General features: G+C 62.9%; 12 protein-coding genes. 4 read left to right on the top strand and 8 right to left on the bottom strand.

Annotation, left to right across the window (positions count from 1 at the left end; all coding sequences use genetic code 11):
- Positions 1–200: 200 nt before the first annotated feature.
- The 7 genes from F8237_RS15470 to hemJ form a co-directional block, all read right to left on the bottom strand.
- Positions 201–1,091: a ParB/RepB/Spo0J family partition protein gene (locus F8237_RS15470; RefSeq protein WP_162006062.1), complete on the bottom strand. Its 891-nt coding sequence runs from the start codon at positions 1,089–1,091 to the stop codon at positions 201–203.
- Positions 1,092–1,267: 176 nt separating this feature from the next.
- Complete coding sequence (locus F8237_RS15465; protein ID WP_151645895.1) at positions 1,268–2,122, bottom strand: ParA family protein; 855 nt, start codon at positions 2,120–2,122, stop codon at positions 1,268–1,270.
- A 30-nt stretch (positions 2,123–2,152) separates the two neighbouring features.
- Positions 2,153–2,926, bottom strand: a complete 774-nt coding sequence (gene rsmG / locus F8237_RS15460; RefSeq protein ID WP_151645893.1) for a 16S rRNA (guanine(527)-N(7))-methyltransferase RsmG — start codon at positions 2,924–2,926, stop codon at positions 2,153–2,155.
- Positions 2,927–2,935: 9 nt separating this feature from the next.
- The gene (mnmG, locus tag F8237_RS15455; protein ID WP_151645891.1) at positions 2,936–4,816 is read right to left on the bottom strand and encodes a tRNA uridine-5-carboxymethylaminomethyl(34) synthesis enzyme MnmG; all 1,881 of its coding nucleotides are present in this window, start codon (positions 4,814–4,816) and stop codon (positions 2,936–2,938) included.
- A 419-nt stretch (positions 4,817–5,235) separates the two neighbouring features.
- Positions 5,236–6,540 carry a tRNA uridine-5-carboxymethylaminomethyl(34) synthesis GTPase MnmE gene (gene mnmE, locus F8237_RS15450; protein WP_151645889.1) on the bottom strand — a complete coding sequence of 435 codons (1,305 nt, stop codon included), beginning with the start codon at positions 6,538–6,540 and terminating at the stop codon, positions 5,236–5,238.
- A 311-nt stretch (positions 6,541–6,851) separates the two neighbouring features.
- Positions 6,852–8,117, bottom strand: a complete 1,266-nt coding sequence (gene rho, locus F8237_RS15445) for a transcription termination factor Rho (RefSeq protein WP_028133442.1) — start codon at positions 8,115–8,117, stop codon at positions 6,852–6,854.
- 259 nt (positions 8,118–8,376) lie between these two features.
- A complete protein-coding gene (gene hemJ, locus F8237_RS15440; RefSeq protein ID WP_151645887.1) occupies positions 8,377–8,811 on the bottom strand; it encodes a protoporphyrinogen oxidase HemJ in 435 nt (144 codons plus the stop codon).
- 458 nt (positions 8,812–9,269) lie between these two features.
- Between hemJ and F8237_RS15430 the strand changes: the two genes are divergently transcribed.
- Genes F8237_RS15430 through dnaQ form a run of 4 tightly spaced genes read left to right on the top strand, consistent with a single transcriptional unit; the run spans position 9,270 to position 12,096 of the window.
- Entirely contained in the window at positions 9,270–10,109 is an 840-nt protein-coding gene (locus tag F8237_RS15430) for a pyruvate, water dikinase regulatory protein (protein WP_014438838.1), read from the top strand.
- A gap of 8 nt (positions 10,110–10,117) precedes the next feature.
- Positions 10,118–10,726 carry a Maf family protein gene (locus F8237_RS15425; RefSeq protein ID WP_151645885.1) on the top strand — a complete coding sequence of 203 codons (609 nt, stop codon included), beginning with the start codon at positions 10,118–10,120 and terminating at the stop codon, positions 10,724–10,726.
- Positions 10,727–10,749: 23 nt separating this feature from the next.
- Positions 10,750–11,349 (top strand): dephospho-CoA kinase, encoded by a 600-nt coding sequence (gene coaE, locus F8237_RS15420; protein ID WP_151645883.1) that lies wholly within the window; start codon positions 10,750–10,752, stop codon positions 11,347–11,349.
- A 30-nt stretch (positions 11,350–11,379) separates the two neighbouring features.
- Positions 11,380–12,096 carry a DNA polymerase III subunit epsilon gene (dnaQ, locus tag F8237_RS15415; RefSeq protein WP_151645881.1) on the top strand — a complete coding sequence of 239 codons (717 nt, stop codon included), beginning with the start codon at positions 11,380–11,382 and terminating at the stop codon, positions 12,094–12,096.
- Between the two features lie 22 nt (positions 12,097–12,118).
- On the opposite strand, the gene secB is transcribed toward dnaQ, so the two are convergent.
- Positions 12,119–12,604: a protein-export chaperone SecB gene (secB, locus tag F8237_RS15410; RefSeq protein WP_151645879.1), complete on the bottom strand. Its 486-nt coding sequence runs from the start codon at positions 12,602–12,604 to the stop codon at positions 12,119–12,121.
- Between the last annotated feature and the right edge of the window lie 115 nt (positions 12,605–12,719).

The following is a 12,719-nucleotide window of genomic DNA, read 5'->3' as shown; positions in this document are numbered from 1 at the left end:
TTGCGAGCGCAGCGAAGCAATGACGATGTGGGAACAGATGCGCGCCACACACTCCGCTGTCGTCCCCGCGAACGCGGGGACCCATAACCGCAGGGAGTAGTTTGGCGAAGACTCGCAGCCCGGTACGGCTACCCAATTTAATCGAGAGATCACGCGGTATGGGTCCCTGCTTTCGCAGGGACGACAGCGGTGGCCAAGGCCTACAGCGCGCCCTTGGCCAGCCGCTTCATCACTTCGTCGAGCTGGTCGAGGTTGCGGTAGTTGATCTGCACGGAGCCGCCGGGGTCGCGGTGACTGACGGTGACCTTGAGGCCGAGCGCATCGCTGACGCGCTTCTCGAGATCGACCGTGTCGGGGTCTTTTTCCTTGCCGCCGGTGCTGCTGCGCGCTTTCTGCGGCTTGCGCTCCGGCACACCCTCTTCATGTGCGAGCGCCTCGGCCTGGCGGACGTTAAGGCCCTCCTCGACGATGCGCTTGGCGGCAGCGAGCGGATCGGGCACGCCGATCAGCGCGCGGGCGTGGCCTGCCGTCAGCTCGCCGGTGGCGATGAAGGCTTGCACCTCGGCCGGCAGTTTCGTGAGTCGCATCATGTTGGCGACGTGGCTGCGGCTCTTGCCAACGACTTTTGCGATGTCGTCCTGGCTGCGTTTGAACTCGTTGGCGAGCGCATGGTAGCCCTGCGCCTCCTCCATCGGATTGAGGTCTTCGCGCTGCACGTTCTCGACGATCGCGAATTCCAGCGCATCGCTGTCGCTGATGTCGACCGGCACGATCGGCACGTCGTGAAGGCCGGCCATCTGCGAGGCACGCCAGCGCCGTTCGCCGGCAATGATCTCAAAGCGATCCTGCGCGCCCTTCACGGGGCGCACCACGATCGGCTGGATCACGCCGTGCTGCTTGATCGACTCGGACAGCTCCTTGAGCTCCGTGTCCGAAAAGGTGCGGCGCGGATTGCGCGGGTTGGGCTTGATGAATTCGATCGGCACCTTGCGCTGCGCGCGCGGGCGATCGACATGCTGCGCCTCGCCGCCGACGTCACCGATCAGACTTGCAAGACCGCGGCCCAGTCGCGAACGCGCTTCATCGGCCATCGCCAGCTCCCTTGGATTCACGGTGCAACACTCCAGAACTGAATTTCGAATCGTAGGGTGGGTTAGCCCTGCAATTGCGCGAAGCGCGATTGCTCGACGTAACCCACCCCTTCTGTTTCCGCGGAGATAGACAGTGGTGGGTTTCGCCTTCGGCTAACCCACCCTACGGCACCGCTTCAATGCGTGACGCGCAGCTCGCGCTCGCGCTGGATCACTTCGGTGGCGAGCCGCAGATAAGCTTCGCTGCCGACGCATTTGAGATCGTAGACCAGCACCGGCTTGCCGTAGGACGGCGCTTCCGAGATGCGCACGTTGCGCGGGATCATGGTCTTGTAGACCTTCTCGCCCATGAACTGACGGACGTCGGCGACGACCTGGTTCGAGAGGTTGTTGCGCGAGTCGAACATGGTCAGCACGATGCCGTGGATCGACAGGTTCGGATTGAGCGTCGAACGCACCTGCTCCACCGTCTGGAGCAATTGCGACAGACCTTCGAGCGCGAAGAACTCGCACTGCAGCGGCACCAGGATCGCATCCGACGCCGCCATCGCATTCACGGTGAGCAGGTTGAGCGAAGGCGGGCAGTCGATCAGCACATAGGTGTAGTCGGCGTCCGGCGAGACGTTGTTGTTGAGCGCACCGATGGCGTCGCGCAGCTTGAACGCGCGGCCTGGCGTGGTGCCGAGCTCGAGCTCGAGGCCGGAGAGATCCATGGTCGAGGGCGCGATATGCAGCCGCGGCACCGCGGTCGAGACCACGGCTTCGCGCAAGGCCGCTTCGCCGATCAGCACGTCGTAGGTCGAACAGGAGCGGTTGCGGCGATCGATGCCGAGGCCGGTCGAGGCGTTGCCCTGCGGATCGAGATCGACGATCAGGACACGCTCGCCAATCGCAGCGAGTGCCGTTCCGAGGTTGATCGCCGTGGTTGTTTTTCCCACGCCGCCCTTCTGATTCGCCAGCGCCAGGATGCGCGGGTGGCCCTGCGGCACCTCGGCGGCTTGTTGTTGCTGCGGCTCGTCAATCACGCTCATCGCAAATTCCCCACTCGACCCCTGAACGACTCACCCGCGCCGCTCGACGGACATCAGCTCGACGATCCACCCGTCGCCCGTCCGGCTTCGATGGAGCTGCGGCTGAATATTCCAATATTTAGCGGCTTCGGTCAATTCAGCCTCTACATCTTGACCCTTGAGAAACAACGCCTTTGCGCCCTGGCGCATCAGCGGCTCCGCAAAGCCGATAAGTTGATGTAGCGGAGCCAGCGCACGCGCGGTGATGCAATCGACAGGGCCGGTGATTCTATCCACATTATCCCCGATCTCAGCCAGATGTACGACTCCCGGAGAGGTGGTGACGCGAATCGCTTCGCGCAAAAAGGCAGCCTTCTTGGCGATTCGCTCGACCAGATGAACGCGCGCGTCCAGCGTCCCCGCCATGGCGCACGCCAGCACCACGCCGGGAAAGCCGCCGCCGCTGCCGAGATCGGCCCAGCGCTTTGCCGAGGGCGCGAGATCGACCAGCTGAAGCGAGTCGGCGATGTGTCGGGTCCAGAGGTGCGGCAGGGTCGATGGCGCGACCAGATTGGTCTTGGCCTGCCACTCCCTGAGCAACGCGATGTAGCGATCGAGCCGAGCCTCGGTTTCATTTGGAACGGGCGCGAGCTTGAGCGCCGCCGCCTTGTCGGCGGCGATGATGGCGTCCAGCGATGGATCGTTGGCGCTCGCCTTGTCGATCCTCGGTTTGGCCGGTGTCGATTCGGATTGGCGCGCGGCGCCCTCACCCGCACCGGGTCGTCGCGTTAGCGGTCTGTCTCCGCCCGATCCGCGCTGTTTCACGTGAAACGCCTATGCAATTGCCTTGGAAGTCTTCCGTGCTTCGCGCCGCAGATAGGCGGCGAGGATGCCGAGCGCCGCCGGCGTCATGCCGTCAATCCGGCCGGCGTGGCCAACCGTGAACGGCCGCGCCTTCTCCAGCTTGGCGCGGACCTCATTCGAGAGACCGGGGACCTGCTGGTAGTCGACCTCGGACAACACCATCCCCTCGTCGCGCCGGAAGGCTTCCACATCGGCGCTCTGACGCTCGAGATAGACATCGTACTTGGCGTCGATCTCGAGATGGGTGGCAATGACGGGATCAATCGCCGACAGCTCCGGCCAGATCGCTCGGACCTGGCTCCAGCCGATGTCCGGATAGGCCATCAGCTCGAACGCCGAGCGGCGCTGGCCGTCCCGGTTCAGGGTCAGCCCGTGCTTGATCGCCTCGTTCGGGGTGATGGTCAGGGACTTCGACAGTGCCCTCGCCGCATTCAGGGCATCCATCTTGGCGCGGTGATGCTGCGTTCGGACGCTTCCGACGCATCCGAACGCAATCCCCTTCTCGGTGAGGCGCTGATCGGCATTGTCGGCCCGCAGGGTCAGCCGGTATTCGGCGCGCGAGGTGAACATCCGATAGGGCTCGCTGATACCGCGAGTGACGAGGTCGTCGATCATCACGCCGAGATAGCCGTCGGCACGATCGAAAACCGTCAACGCCGCACCGCTCGCGGCCAGCGCCGCGTTCAGGCCGGCGACGATGCCCTGGCCGGCGGCCTCTTCGTATCCGGTGGTGCCGTTGATCTGCCCGGCCAGGAAGAGACCACGCAGGCGCTTGGTCTGCAGGGTCGGATCGAGCTCGCGGGGATCGATGTGGTCGTACTCTATGGCGTAGCCCGGGCGGACCATCTTGACCCGCTCAAGGCCGGGAATGGTGGCGAGAATCGCGAGCTGGACCTCCTCGGGGAGTGAGGTCGAGATGCCGTTGGGATAGACCGTGCTGTCGTCGAGGCCTTCCGGCTCCAGAAAGATCTGATGGCCGTCGCGGTCGCCGAAGCGGACGATCTTGTCTTCGATCGAGGGGCAATAGCGCGGTCCGGAGCTCTTGATCTGGCCGGAGTACATCGGGGAACGATGGACATTGGCCCGGATCACCTCATGGGTCGCAGGCATGGTCCGGGTAATGCCGCACTGGATCTGCGGCGTCGTGATCCGCTCCGTCAGCACCGAGAACGGCTCCGGCGGCTCGTCTCCGGGCTGCATCTCGACCGCCGACCAGTCGATCGTGGTACCGTCCAGACGCGGCGGGGTACCGGTCTTGAGCCGTCCCAGGGTGAAGCCGGCGCGTTCGAAGGAGCTCGAAAGACCCATCGCCGGCGCCTCGCCGACCCGGCCGGCGGGCCAGTTCTTCTCGCCGAGATGGATCAAACCGCGCAGGAAGGTGCCGGTGGTCACGACGACAGCGCCTGCCCGGAGTTCGCGACCGTCCGCCAGGCGTAGTCCGGTCACCCGGCCATCGACCATGATCAGCTCGTCGGCCTCACCCTCGATGACGGAAAGACCCCCGGTCTCCCGGATCGCGGCCTGCATGGCGGCGGCATAGAGCTTCCGGTCAGCCTGGGCGCGCGGACCACGGACAGCGGGGCCCTTGCGGCGATTCAGAACGCGAAACTGGATGCCGCCGGCGTCGCCGACCCGGCCCATCAGACCGTCCAGCGCATCGACTTCGCGGACCAGATGGCCCTTGCCGAGACCGCCGATGGCGGGATTGCAGGACATCGCGCCGATCGTGGAGAAACGATGCGTCACCAGGGCAGTCGTCGCGCCCATCCGGGCGGCCGCAGAAGCGGCCTCACAGCCGGCATGGCCGCCGCCGATGACGATGACGTCGAAAGTATCCCGCTCTGGTCGCATGGGCGGACTTCTAGCTCAGAGGCCGGAAAGCCGGAAGCAGAAACTGGCGAGACGGGTGTTTCACGTGAAACGCGAGCCGGACGGCGGCGCGCAATTTCCTGAAAACAACCCCATGCACAGTAGGAAGTGCGCTGGAGTGACTAGTGTTTCACGTGAAACAACGTCGACACAGACGCAGGTGTTCAATGGCCGCAGGGGCGCCTGCTCCAAATTCCGTCATTGCGAGCGGAACGAAGCAATCCAGAATCCTGCTGTCGAGACAAGCCTGGATTGCTTCGTCGCAAGGATTCCTTCCGACGACGCGGTTAGGGCGTGGAGACCAATGTTTCACGTGAAACGGAGTGCAACCCCTGCCGCCCGTGTTTCACGTGAAACACAAGAAGTGGAACAAGCGCTAGTTCTACATTGAAGAACTAGTCCTACTTTCCGATGCAGAACTTCTGGAAAATGGCTCCAAGGACGTCCTCGACGTCCACCCGGCCAAGCAGCCGACCAAGGGCGTAGGCCGCCGCGCGCAGCTCTTCGGCGGCAAGCTCCTCGCCCTCTTCTACAAGCTCCAGACTCCGGCGCAAGCCGCCCGACGCCTGGCTCAACAGATCGCGCTGACGCGCCCGCGTCACCAAAGCGCCTTCACTGGCTCCGAAAAATTCGGCAGCGAATTTTACGAGCGCGTCGACCAGTTCCGGAACTCCGTCGCCGCGGCTCGCCGAAATTCCGAACTCGCCATCGGATCCGCCACCGCCAAGATCAATCTTGTTGCGTACAATCCAGACCGAGCCGCCGGACGGATCGACAGCGCGCTTCCCGTCCACCAGCCAGAGCACGAGGTCGGCGTCTTCGGCTCGCGCCCGCGCGCGGCGCACGCCTTCCTGCTCGACGGGATCGTCGGTCTCACGAATGCCGGCGGTGTCGATCACCGTAACCGGATAGCCGTCGAGATCGAGCTGCACCTCGATCACGTCGCGCGTGGTGCCGGCGTGCGGCGAGACGATCGCGACCTCGCGGCGCGCTAGCTGGTTCATCAGCGTCGACTTGCCGACGTTCGGCTCGCCGGCGATCGCAACCACCAGGCCGTCACGCAGGCGTTCAGAATGTCCCTGTGCTGCAAGGACTTCTGTGATTTCATCATGAAGCGCTTTGATCGCCTTGACCGCAGGCGCCATCAATTCGGAGGGCACGTCGCCCTCATCCGAGAAATCGATGCCGGCCTCGATCAGGGCCGAGGCTTCGATGATGCGCTCGCGCCAGTCGCGCGCGCGATCGCCAAGGAGACCCTGCAATTGCCGCAGCGCCTGGCGCCGCTGTCGGTCGGTATCGGCATGGATGAGATCGTCGAGACCCTCGGCCTCGGTCAAGTCGAGCTTGCCGTTCTCGAAAGCACGCCGCGTGAACTCGCCGGGCTCAGCCGCCCGCGTATTCGGTATTACCGAAATAGCGGCGAGAAGCGCCGAGAGCACCGCACGGCCGCCATGCACGTGGAATTCGGCGACGTCCTCACCGGTCGCGCTGCCCGGCCCCGGAAACCAGAGCACCACCGAATCGTCGATCGGCTGGCCCGCGTTGTCCCGGAGCAGCCGGCGGCTGACCTGTCGCGGCGCCGGCAGCTTGCCTGCGAGCGTCGTCAGCACCAGATCAGCCTGCGGCCCGGAGACGCGCACGATCGCAATCGCGCTTGGTGCACGCCCGGACGATAGCGCAAAGATGGTCTGGTCTCGCGGATGCATGGCCTATTTGTCCGGCTGCCGGAGAAAAGGCAAACCCGCTGTTATCGAGCGAGGAGGTCCCGGCTTTGCTGCGCTCTAACGCGCAGCAAAGGTGATATTGCGGTGCAATATAAACCGCAGTATTCTTCTGCCGAGATCTGAGCTTGCGCCCTATGGGCTAGACCTCCGTCAAGCATTCCATAGATATATCAACAGCTTTAACGACTCAGATCTATGTCGGGCCGTTCGTCATGCTGCAAATTTGCTGCAGCAAGACCGCACAAACAAAAAGGGCGCCCGAAGGCGCCCTCTGCGTTTATATTGCACTGCACTCAGGTATTCATGGAGTCGAAGAACTCCGAATTGCTCTTGGTCGAGCGCAGCTTGTCGAGCAGGAAGTCGATCGCGTCCATCGTGCCCATCGGGTTGAGGATGCGGCGGAGCACGTACATCTTCTTGAGCACCTGCGGGTCGGTGATGAGCTCTTCCTTGCGGGTGCCGGAGCGCGAGATATCGATCGCCGGGAAGGTGCGCTTGTCCGAAACCTTGCGGTCCAGGATCAGTTCCGAGTTACCGGTGCCCTTGAACTCTTCGAAGATGACTTCGTCCATGCGGCTGCCGGTATCGACCAGCGCGGTCGCGATGATGGTCAGCGAGCCGCCCTCCTCGATGTTGCGGGCGGCACCGAAGAAGCGCTTCGGGCGCTGCAGGGCGTTGGCGTCGACACCGCCGGTCAGCACCTTGCCGGATGACGGCACCACGGTGTTGTAGGCGCGGCCGAGGCGCGTGATCGAATCGAGCAGGATGACCACGTCGCGGCCATGCTCGACCAGTCGCTTGGCCTTCTCGATCACCATCTCGGCGACCTGGACGTGACGCACCGCCGGCTCGTCGAAGGTCGAGGACACGACCTCGCCCTTCACCGAGCGCTGCATGTCCGTGACTTCTTCCGGACGTTCGTCGATCAGCAGCACGATCAGATAGCATTCGGGATGGTTGTGCGTGATCGAATGCGCGATGTTCTGCATCAGCACGGTTTTACCCGTGCGCGGCGGCGCCACGATCAGAGCGCGCTGGCCCTTGCCGATCGGCGCGACGATGTCGATCACCCTTGCAGAAAGGTCTTTTCTCGTCGGATCGTCGATTTCCATGCGGAAACGCTGATTCGGAAACAGCGGCGTGAGGTTGTCGAAATTGACCTTGTGCTTGGCCTTTTCCGGGTCCTCGAAATTGAGCGTGTTGACCTTCAGCAGCGCGAAATAGCGCTCGCCCTCTTTCGGGCTGCGGATGTGGCCTTCGATGGTGTCACCGGTCCGCAGGCCGAAACGGCGAATCTGCGACGGCGAAACGTAGATGTCGTCCGGGCCCGGCAGATAATTCGCATCGGGCGAGCGCAGGAAGCCGAAACCGTCCGAGAGCACCTCGACGACGCCCTCGCCGACGATATCGGTTTCCGCGAGCGCAAGCTGCTTGAGGATGGCGAACAGCAATTCCTGCTTGCGCATGGTGCTGGCGTTCTCGACCCCGTGCTCTTCCGCGAACGAGACGAGCTCGGCCGGCGTCTTCGACTTGAGGTCCTGGAGTTTAATTTCCCGCATTGGGGTGGTCCTGTGGGGTAACCTTGGGAGGGGGTGCGAGGAGGCTCTGAAATGCGGACGCGAAAAGGTAAGGTCCGCAGGTCTGGCAAGGAGAGCGCCGGTGAGGCTTCAAACCTGATGCGGTGTCCGGCCTCTGGAAAGCTCAGACACAACCACATCCGCCTGCGTTGGGTGGGATGCCGCTAATATAGAAAATCGCTTCTCACTGCGCAAGCCGAAGCGCTGAGCGATCGTTCGCGATTATTGCCCAGAATCTTGCCTAGAACGGCTTCACGATCACCATGACGACGATGAGAATCATCAGGACGGTCGGCACCTCGTTGATAATCCGATAGAATTTCTGGCTCCGCGGGCGCCGGTCGGCGGCGAAATCCTTCAGCCAACGCGAAAAAAAGCCGTGGACCGCGGACATCGCCAGGACCAATGCCAGTTTTACGTGCAGCCAGCCGAACGTGAACCAGTGGCCGGACCAGGCGAGATAGAGCCCGGCGAGCCAGGTCACGATCATGGCAGGGTTGATGATCGCCTTGAACAGCCGGCGTTCCATGATCTTGAACGTCTCGGACTGCTTCGAGCCGATCTCGGCTTCGCAGTGATAGACGAACAGTCGCGGCAGATAGAGCATGCCGGCCATCCAGGCGATGACCGCGATCACATGCAGCGCCTTGATCCAGAGGTAGACGTCTTCGAACATGTTTGGCGCCCGGGATTTCTGCCAGCGAATGGAACTGGGGATAGTAAGAACTCGTTAAGGTCTCACCTGCACACATAGTCCATCTGGAGCGTCCCTTCTCCTATAAAGAATCTTAGATTCTTAAGGTTTGAGTCTATGTGACCGTGAATTGGACTCACAAGATTCCGTCCGCACGTTCCCGATCGTTTGTTCACATCCATCAACATATCCCTGGAAGCTCTGGCGACTTCCGAGAAGTCGGCCAGCTTCAAAGGCTTGCGCGTGTCTGTCGGCAGCTTATCAAGGGGGTTGTCCGCGGAATTCCATGTCTGCATTTCCGGGGCATCGAACTTGTTCAGAGGGGCAGTGGTGTGAACAAAATTGGCAGTTGTCCCGCCCCCGGTGTCGCGCAACCCTTTCCGAGGGGTTAAGGTCCACAGAAATCCACAAACCACACCCTCTCCATACAAAGGGCTTTTGTGCCGACCTCGAACAATTATTTCCATCTGCACCTCGTGTCCGACTCCACCGGCGAAACGCTGATCACCGTCGCGCGGGCCGTTGCCGCGCAGTACGCGAACGTCACCCCGGTCGAGCATGTCTATCCGCTGGTGCGCAGCCAGAAGCAGCTCGATCGCGTGCTCGACGAGATCGAGGAAGCACCGGGGATCGTGCTGTTCACGCTGCTGGAGAAGGATCTGGTCGCCAGGCTGGAGGACAAGTGCAAGGGAATCAACGTTCCGAGCCTGTCGATCATCGGTCCGGTGATGCAGCTGTTCGAGGCGTATCTCGGGGCTGCGACCACCGGTCGCGTCGGCGCCCAGCACGTCCTCAACGCGGAATATTTCAAGCGCATCGACGCGCTGAATTACACGATGATCCACGATGACGGTCAGCACGTCGAAGGTCTCGACGATGCCGATGTCGTGCTGGTCGGCGTGTCTCGAACGTCGAAGACGCCGACATCGATCTATCTCGCCAATCGCGGCATCCGCACCGCCAACGTGCCGCTGGTGCCTGGCATTCCGGTGCCGGCGCAATTGGAGACGCTGACACGCCCGCTGGTGGTCAGTCTGCATGCGACGCCGGAACGCCTGATCCAGGTCCGTACGAACCGTCTTCTCTCGATGGGCGCCGACTCCAGCGGCGACACCTATACCGACAAGCAATCGGTCGCCGAGGAGGTCGCGTTCGCCCGCAAGCTCAGCGCCAAGCACGATTGGCCGCTGCTCGACGTCACGCGGCGTTCGATCGAGGAAACCGCAGCGGCGATCATGAAGCTCTACAGTGATCGCCAGCGCAATCGACCCTCTGAATAGTTTTCGCGATGGGTCTGTGGCTCGGCAAGTCTCCGTTGATCCTGGCCTCGCAAAGCAGCGCGCGGAAAATGCTGCTTTCCAATGCCGGGCTGGCGTTTGAGGCTGTTACGGCCGATATCGATGAGCGCGGCATTCAGGCCGCCTCAGGGCTTTCCAACCCGCGCGAGATTGCTCTGTTGCTGGCCCGCGAGAAGGCGAAAGCGGTCTCGGTCCATCGTCCCGGAAGCCATGTGATCGGCGCCGACCAGACGCTGGCCCTCGGGATGCGTCTCTTCAACAAGCCCGCGGGCCGGCCGCAGGCGCTGGCGCAATTGCGCGATCTCGCCGGCAAGAGCCACGAGCTGAATTCCGCTGTCGCCGTGGCGCGCGACGGCAAGGTTGTTTTCGAGGACGTCGCGGTGGCCCGCATGACCATGCGGCAGATGAGCGAGGCTGAGCTTTCTGCCTATCTCGACGCCGCCGGCGATGCCGTCACCACCAGCGTCGGCGCCTATCAACTCGAAGGCCTCGGTATCCATCTGTTCGAGCGGATCGAGGGCGACCATTTCACCATTCTCGGACTACCGCTGCTGCCGCTGCTTGCGTTCCTGCGCAGCGAACGGCTAGTTGCGGTGTGAATGGCAGACGAGGCTGGGCGCTGATGCGGATCCTGGGACTGACCGGCTCGATCGGGATGGGCAAATCCACCACCGCAAAATTGTTCGCGGAGGCGGGCGTGCCCGTCTACGACGCCGACGCTGCCGTTCATCAGCTCTATGAAGGAGAGGCCGCTCCCGCGATCGAGGCCGCCTTTCCCGGGACCACCGTGAACGGCAAGGTCGACCGGCCGAAACTCTCTGCGCGCGTCGTGCATGATCCCGCCGCCATCAAGCAGCTCGAGCAGATCGTGCATCCGATGCTCGGCGCTTCCCGCCAGAAATTCTTTGCCGCTGCGGAAGCCGTCAAGGCGCCGGTCGTTGTGCTGGACATTCCATTGCTGTTCGAAACCGGCGGCGAGAAGCGGGTTGACGCTGTCGTCGTGGTGTCGACCTCGCCAGAACTCCAGCGTGAACGGGTGCTGGCGCGCGGCACGATGGACGAGGCCAAGCTCGACGCCATCATTGCCAAGCAGACGCCGGACGCGGAAAAGCGCCGACGCGCCGATTTCGTGGTGGATACGTCACACGGAGTTGAGCCTGTGCGCGCTCAAATCACGCACATTCTGGCCGAGGTCGTTAAAATGCCGCAGCGGCGAGCCTGATTCGCCGCCCTCACACGGCGTCTCAAGATCATGCGCGAAATCGTTCTCGATACCGAAACCACCGGCCTCGATCCCCTGCGCGGCGATCGCCTGGTCGAAATCGGCTGCGTCGAGATGTTGAACCGGATGCCGACGGGGCAGACGTATCACGTCTATATCAATCCCGAACGGGATATGCCGGCGGAAGCCTTTGCGGTGCACGGGCTGTCAGCCGAATTCCTGTCGACCAAGCCGCTGTTCCACGAGGTGGTCGATGCATTCCTCGAGTTCATCGGCGACGCGCCGCTGGTGATCCACAACGCCTCGTTCGACATCAGCTTCATCAATGCCGAGCTCGACAGGATCAAGCGTGCGGCAATTCCGCGCGAGCGGCTGGTGGACACACTGTTGTTGGCGCGGCGCAAGCATCCCGGCGTGTCGAACCGGCTCGACGATCTCTGCTCGCGCTATTTGATCGACAATTCGCACCGCACCAAGCACGGCGCCTTGCTCGATGCCGAGTTGCTTGCCGAAGTCTATGTCGATCTGGTCGGGGCGAGGCAGTCGCAATTGCTGCTGGCGTCGGAAGCCGAGGATATCCGTATCCATGCGGCCGGAGATGCGCCGCGGCGGCAGCGGCTGGTGCCGCTCGCGCCCCGGATTTCGGATGCCGAGCGCGAGGCGCATCGGGCCTTTATCGCCACGCTCGGCGACAAGGCGATCTGGAACGAGTTCCTGCCCGCTCCAGTCGCCCCTCCAGCCGGTTAGGCCCTGCTGGTTAGCCTATCAGTTAAGCTTGGCCTGCCTGACCACCGGCGGCCATTTGCCGCTCCATGTTCTGACGGTAGAGACCGACGAAGTCGACCGGATCCAGCATCAGGGGCGGGAACCCGCCGTCGCGCACCGCGGTCGCGATGATCTCGCGGGCGAACGGGAACAGCAGGCGCGGGCATTCGATCATGACCAGCGGATGCAAATTCTCCTTCGGCACGTTGGCGATCCGGAACACGCCGGCATAAGCGAGCTCGAACGAGAACATCACCTTGCCGGCGGTCTCGGCCTTGCCCTCGACCGACAGCGTCACCTCGAACTCCTGTTCGCTGAGATTGTTGGCGCTGACGTTGATCTGGATGTTGATCTGGGGCGGCTGGCTCTGCTGCTGGAGCGAGCTCGGCGCGTTCGGGTTCTCGAACGAAAGATCCTTGGTGTACTGCGCCAGCACGTTGAGCTGGGGAGCCTGGGCCGCCTCGGGAGGGGTGCCGTTGCCGTTGGTCATGAAAGTCTCTCCTTACCCGATTTGGGCTGAATTTCGCGGCGGTTGGCTAACATAGGGCCGCCTCATTCCACAAGGACGAACGGTCCCGGATGGGGTTTCCGGTCCGTGCCCACAA

The sequence above is a fragment of the Bradyrhizobium betae genome (assembly GCF_008932115.1).
GTDB lineage: Bacteria > Pseudomonadota > Alphaproteobacteria > Rhizobiales > Xanthobacteraceae > Bradyrhizobium > Bradyrhizobium betae.
Note: the sequence above shows the minus strand (reverse complement) of the source record. Positions and strands in the feature narration are given on the sequence as shown.

Bases quoted from the DNA above. Each gene is read 5' to 3' on its own strand.
- hemJ (WP_151645887.1), bottom strand. From the start codon at position 8,811: ATGTTCGAAGACGTCTACCTCTGGATCAAGGCGCTGCATGTGATCGCG.
- mnmE (WP_151645889.1), bottom strand. From the start codon at position 6,540: ATGCATCCGCGAGACCAGACCATCTTTGCGCTATCGTCCGGGCGTGCA.
- secB (WP_151645879.1), bottom strand. From the start codon at position 12,604: ATGACCAACGGCAACGGCACCCCTCCCGAGGCGGCCCAGGCTCCCCAG.
- F8237_RS15465 (WP_151645895.1), bottom strand. From the start codon at position 2,122: ATGAGCGTGATTGACGAGCCGCAGCAACAACAAGCCGCCGAGGTGCCG.
- F8237_RS15425 (WP_151645885.1), top strand. From the start codon at position 10,118: ATGGGTCTGTGGCTCGGCAAGTCTCCGTTGATCCTGGCCTCGCAAAGC.
- coaE (WP_151645883.1), top strand. From the start codon at position 10,750: ATGCGGATCCTGGGACTGACCGGCTCGATCGGGATGGGCAAATCCACC.
- F8237_RS15470 (WP_162006062.1), bottom strand. From the start codon at position 1,091: ATGGCCGATGAAGCGCGTTCGCGACTGGGCCGCGGTCTTGCAAGTCTG.
- mnmG (WP_151645891.1), bottom strand. From the start codon at position 4,816: ATGCGACCAGAGCGGGATACTTTCGACGTCATCGTCATCGGCGGCGGC.
- dnaQ (WP_151645881.1), top strand. From the start codon at position 11,380: ATGCGCGAAATCGTTCTCGATACCGAAACCACCGGCCTCGATCCCCTG.
- rho (WP_028133442.1), bottom strand. From the start codon at position 8,117: ATGCGGGAAATTAAACTCCAGGACCTCAAGTCGAAGACGCCGGCCGAG.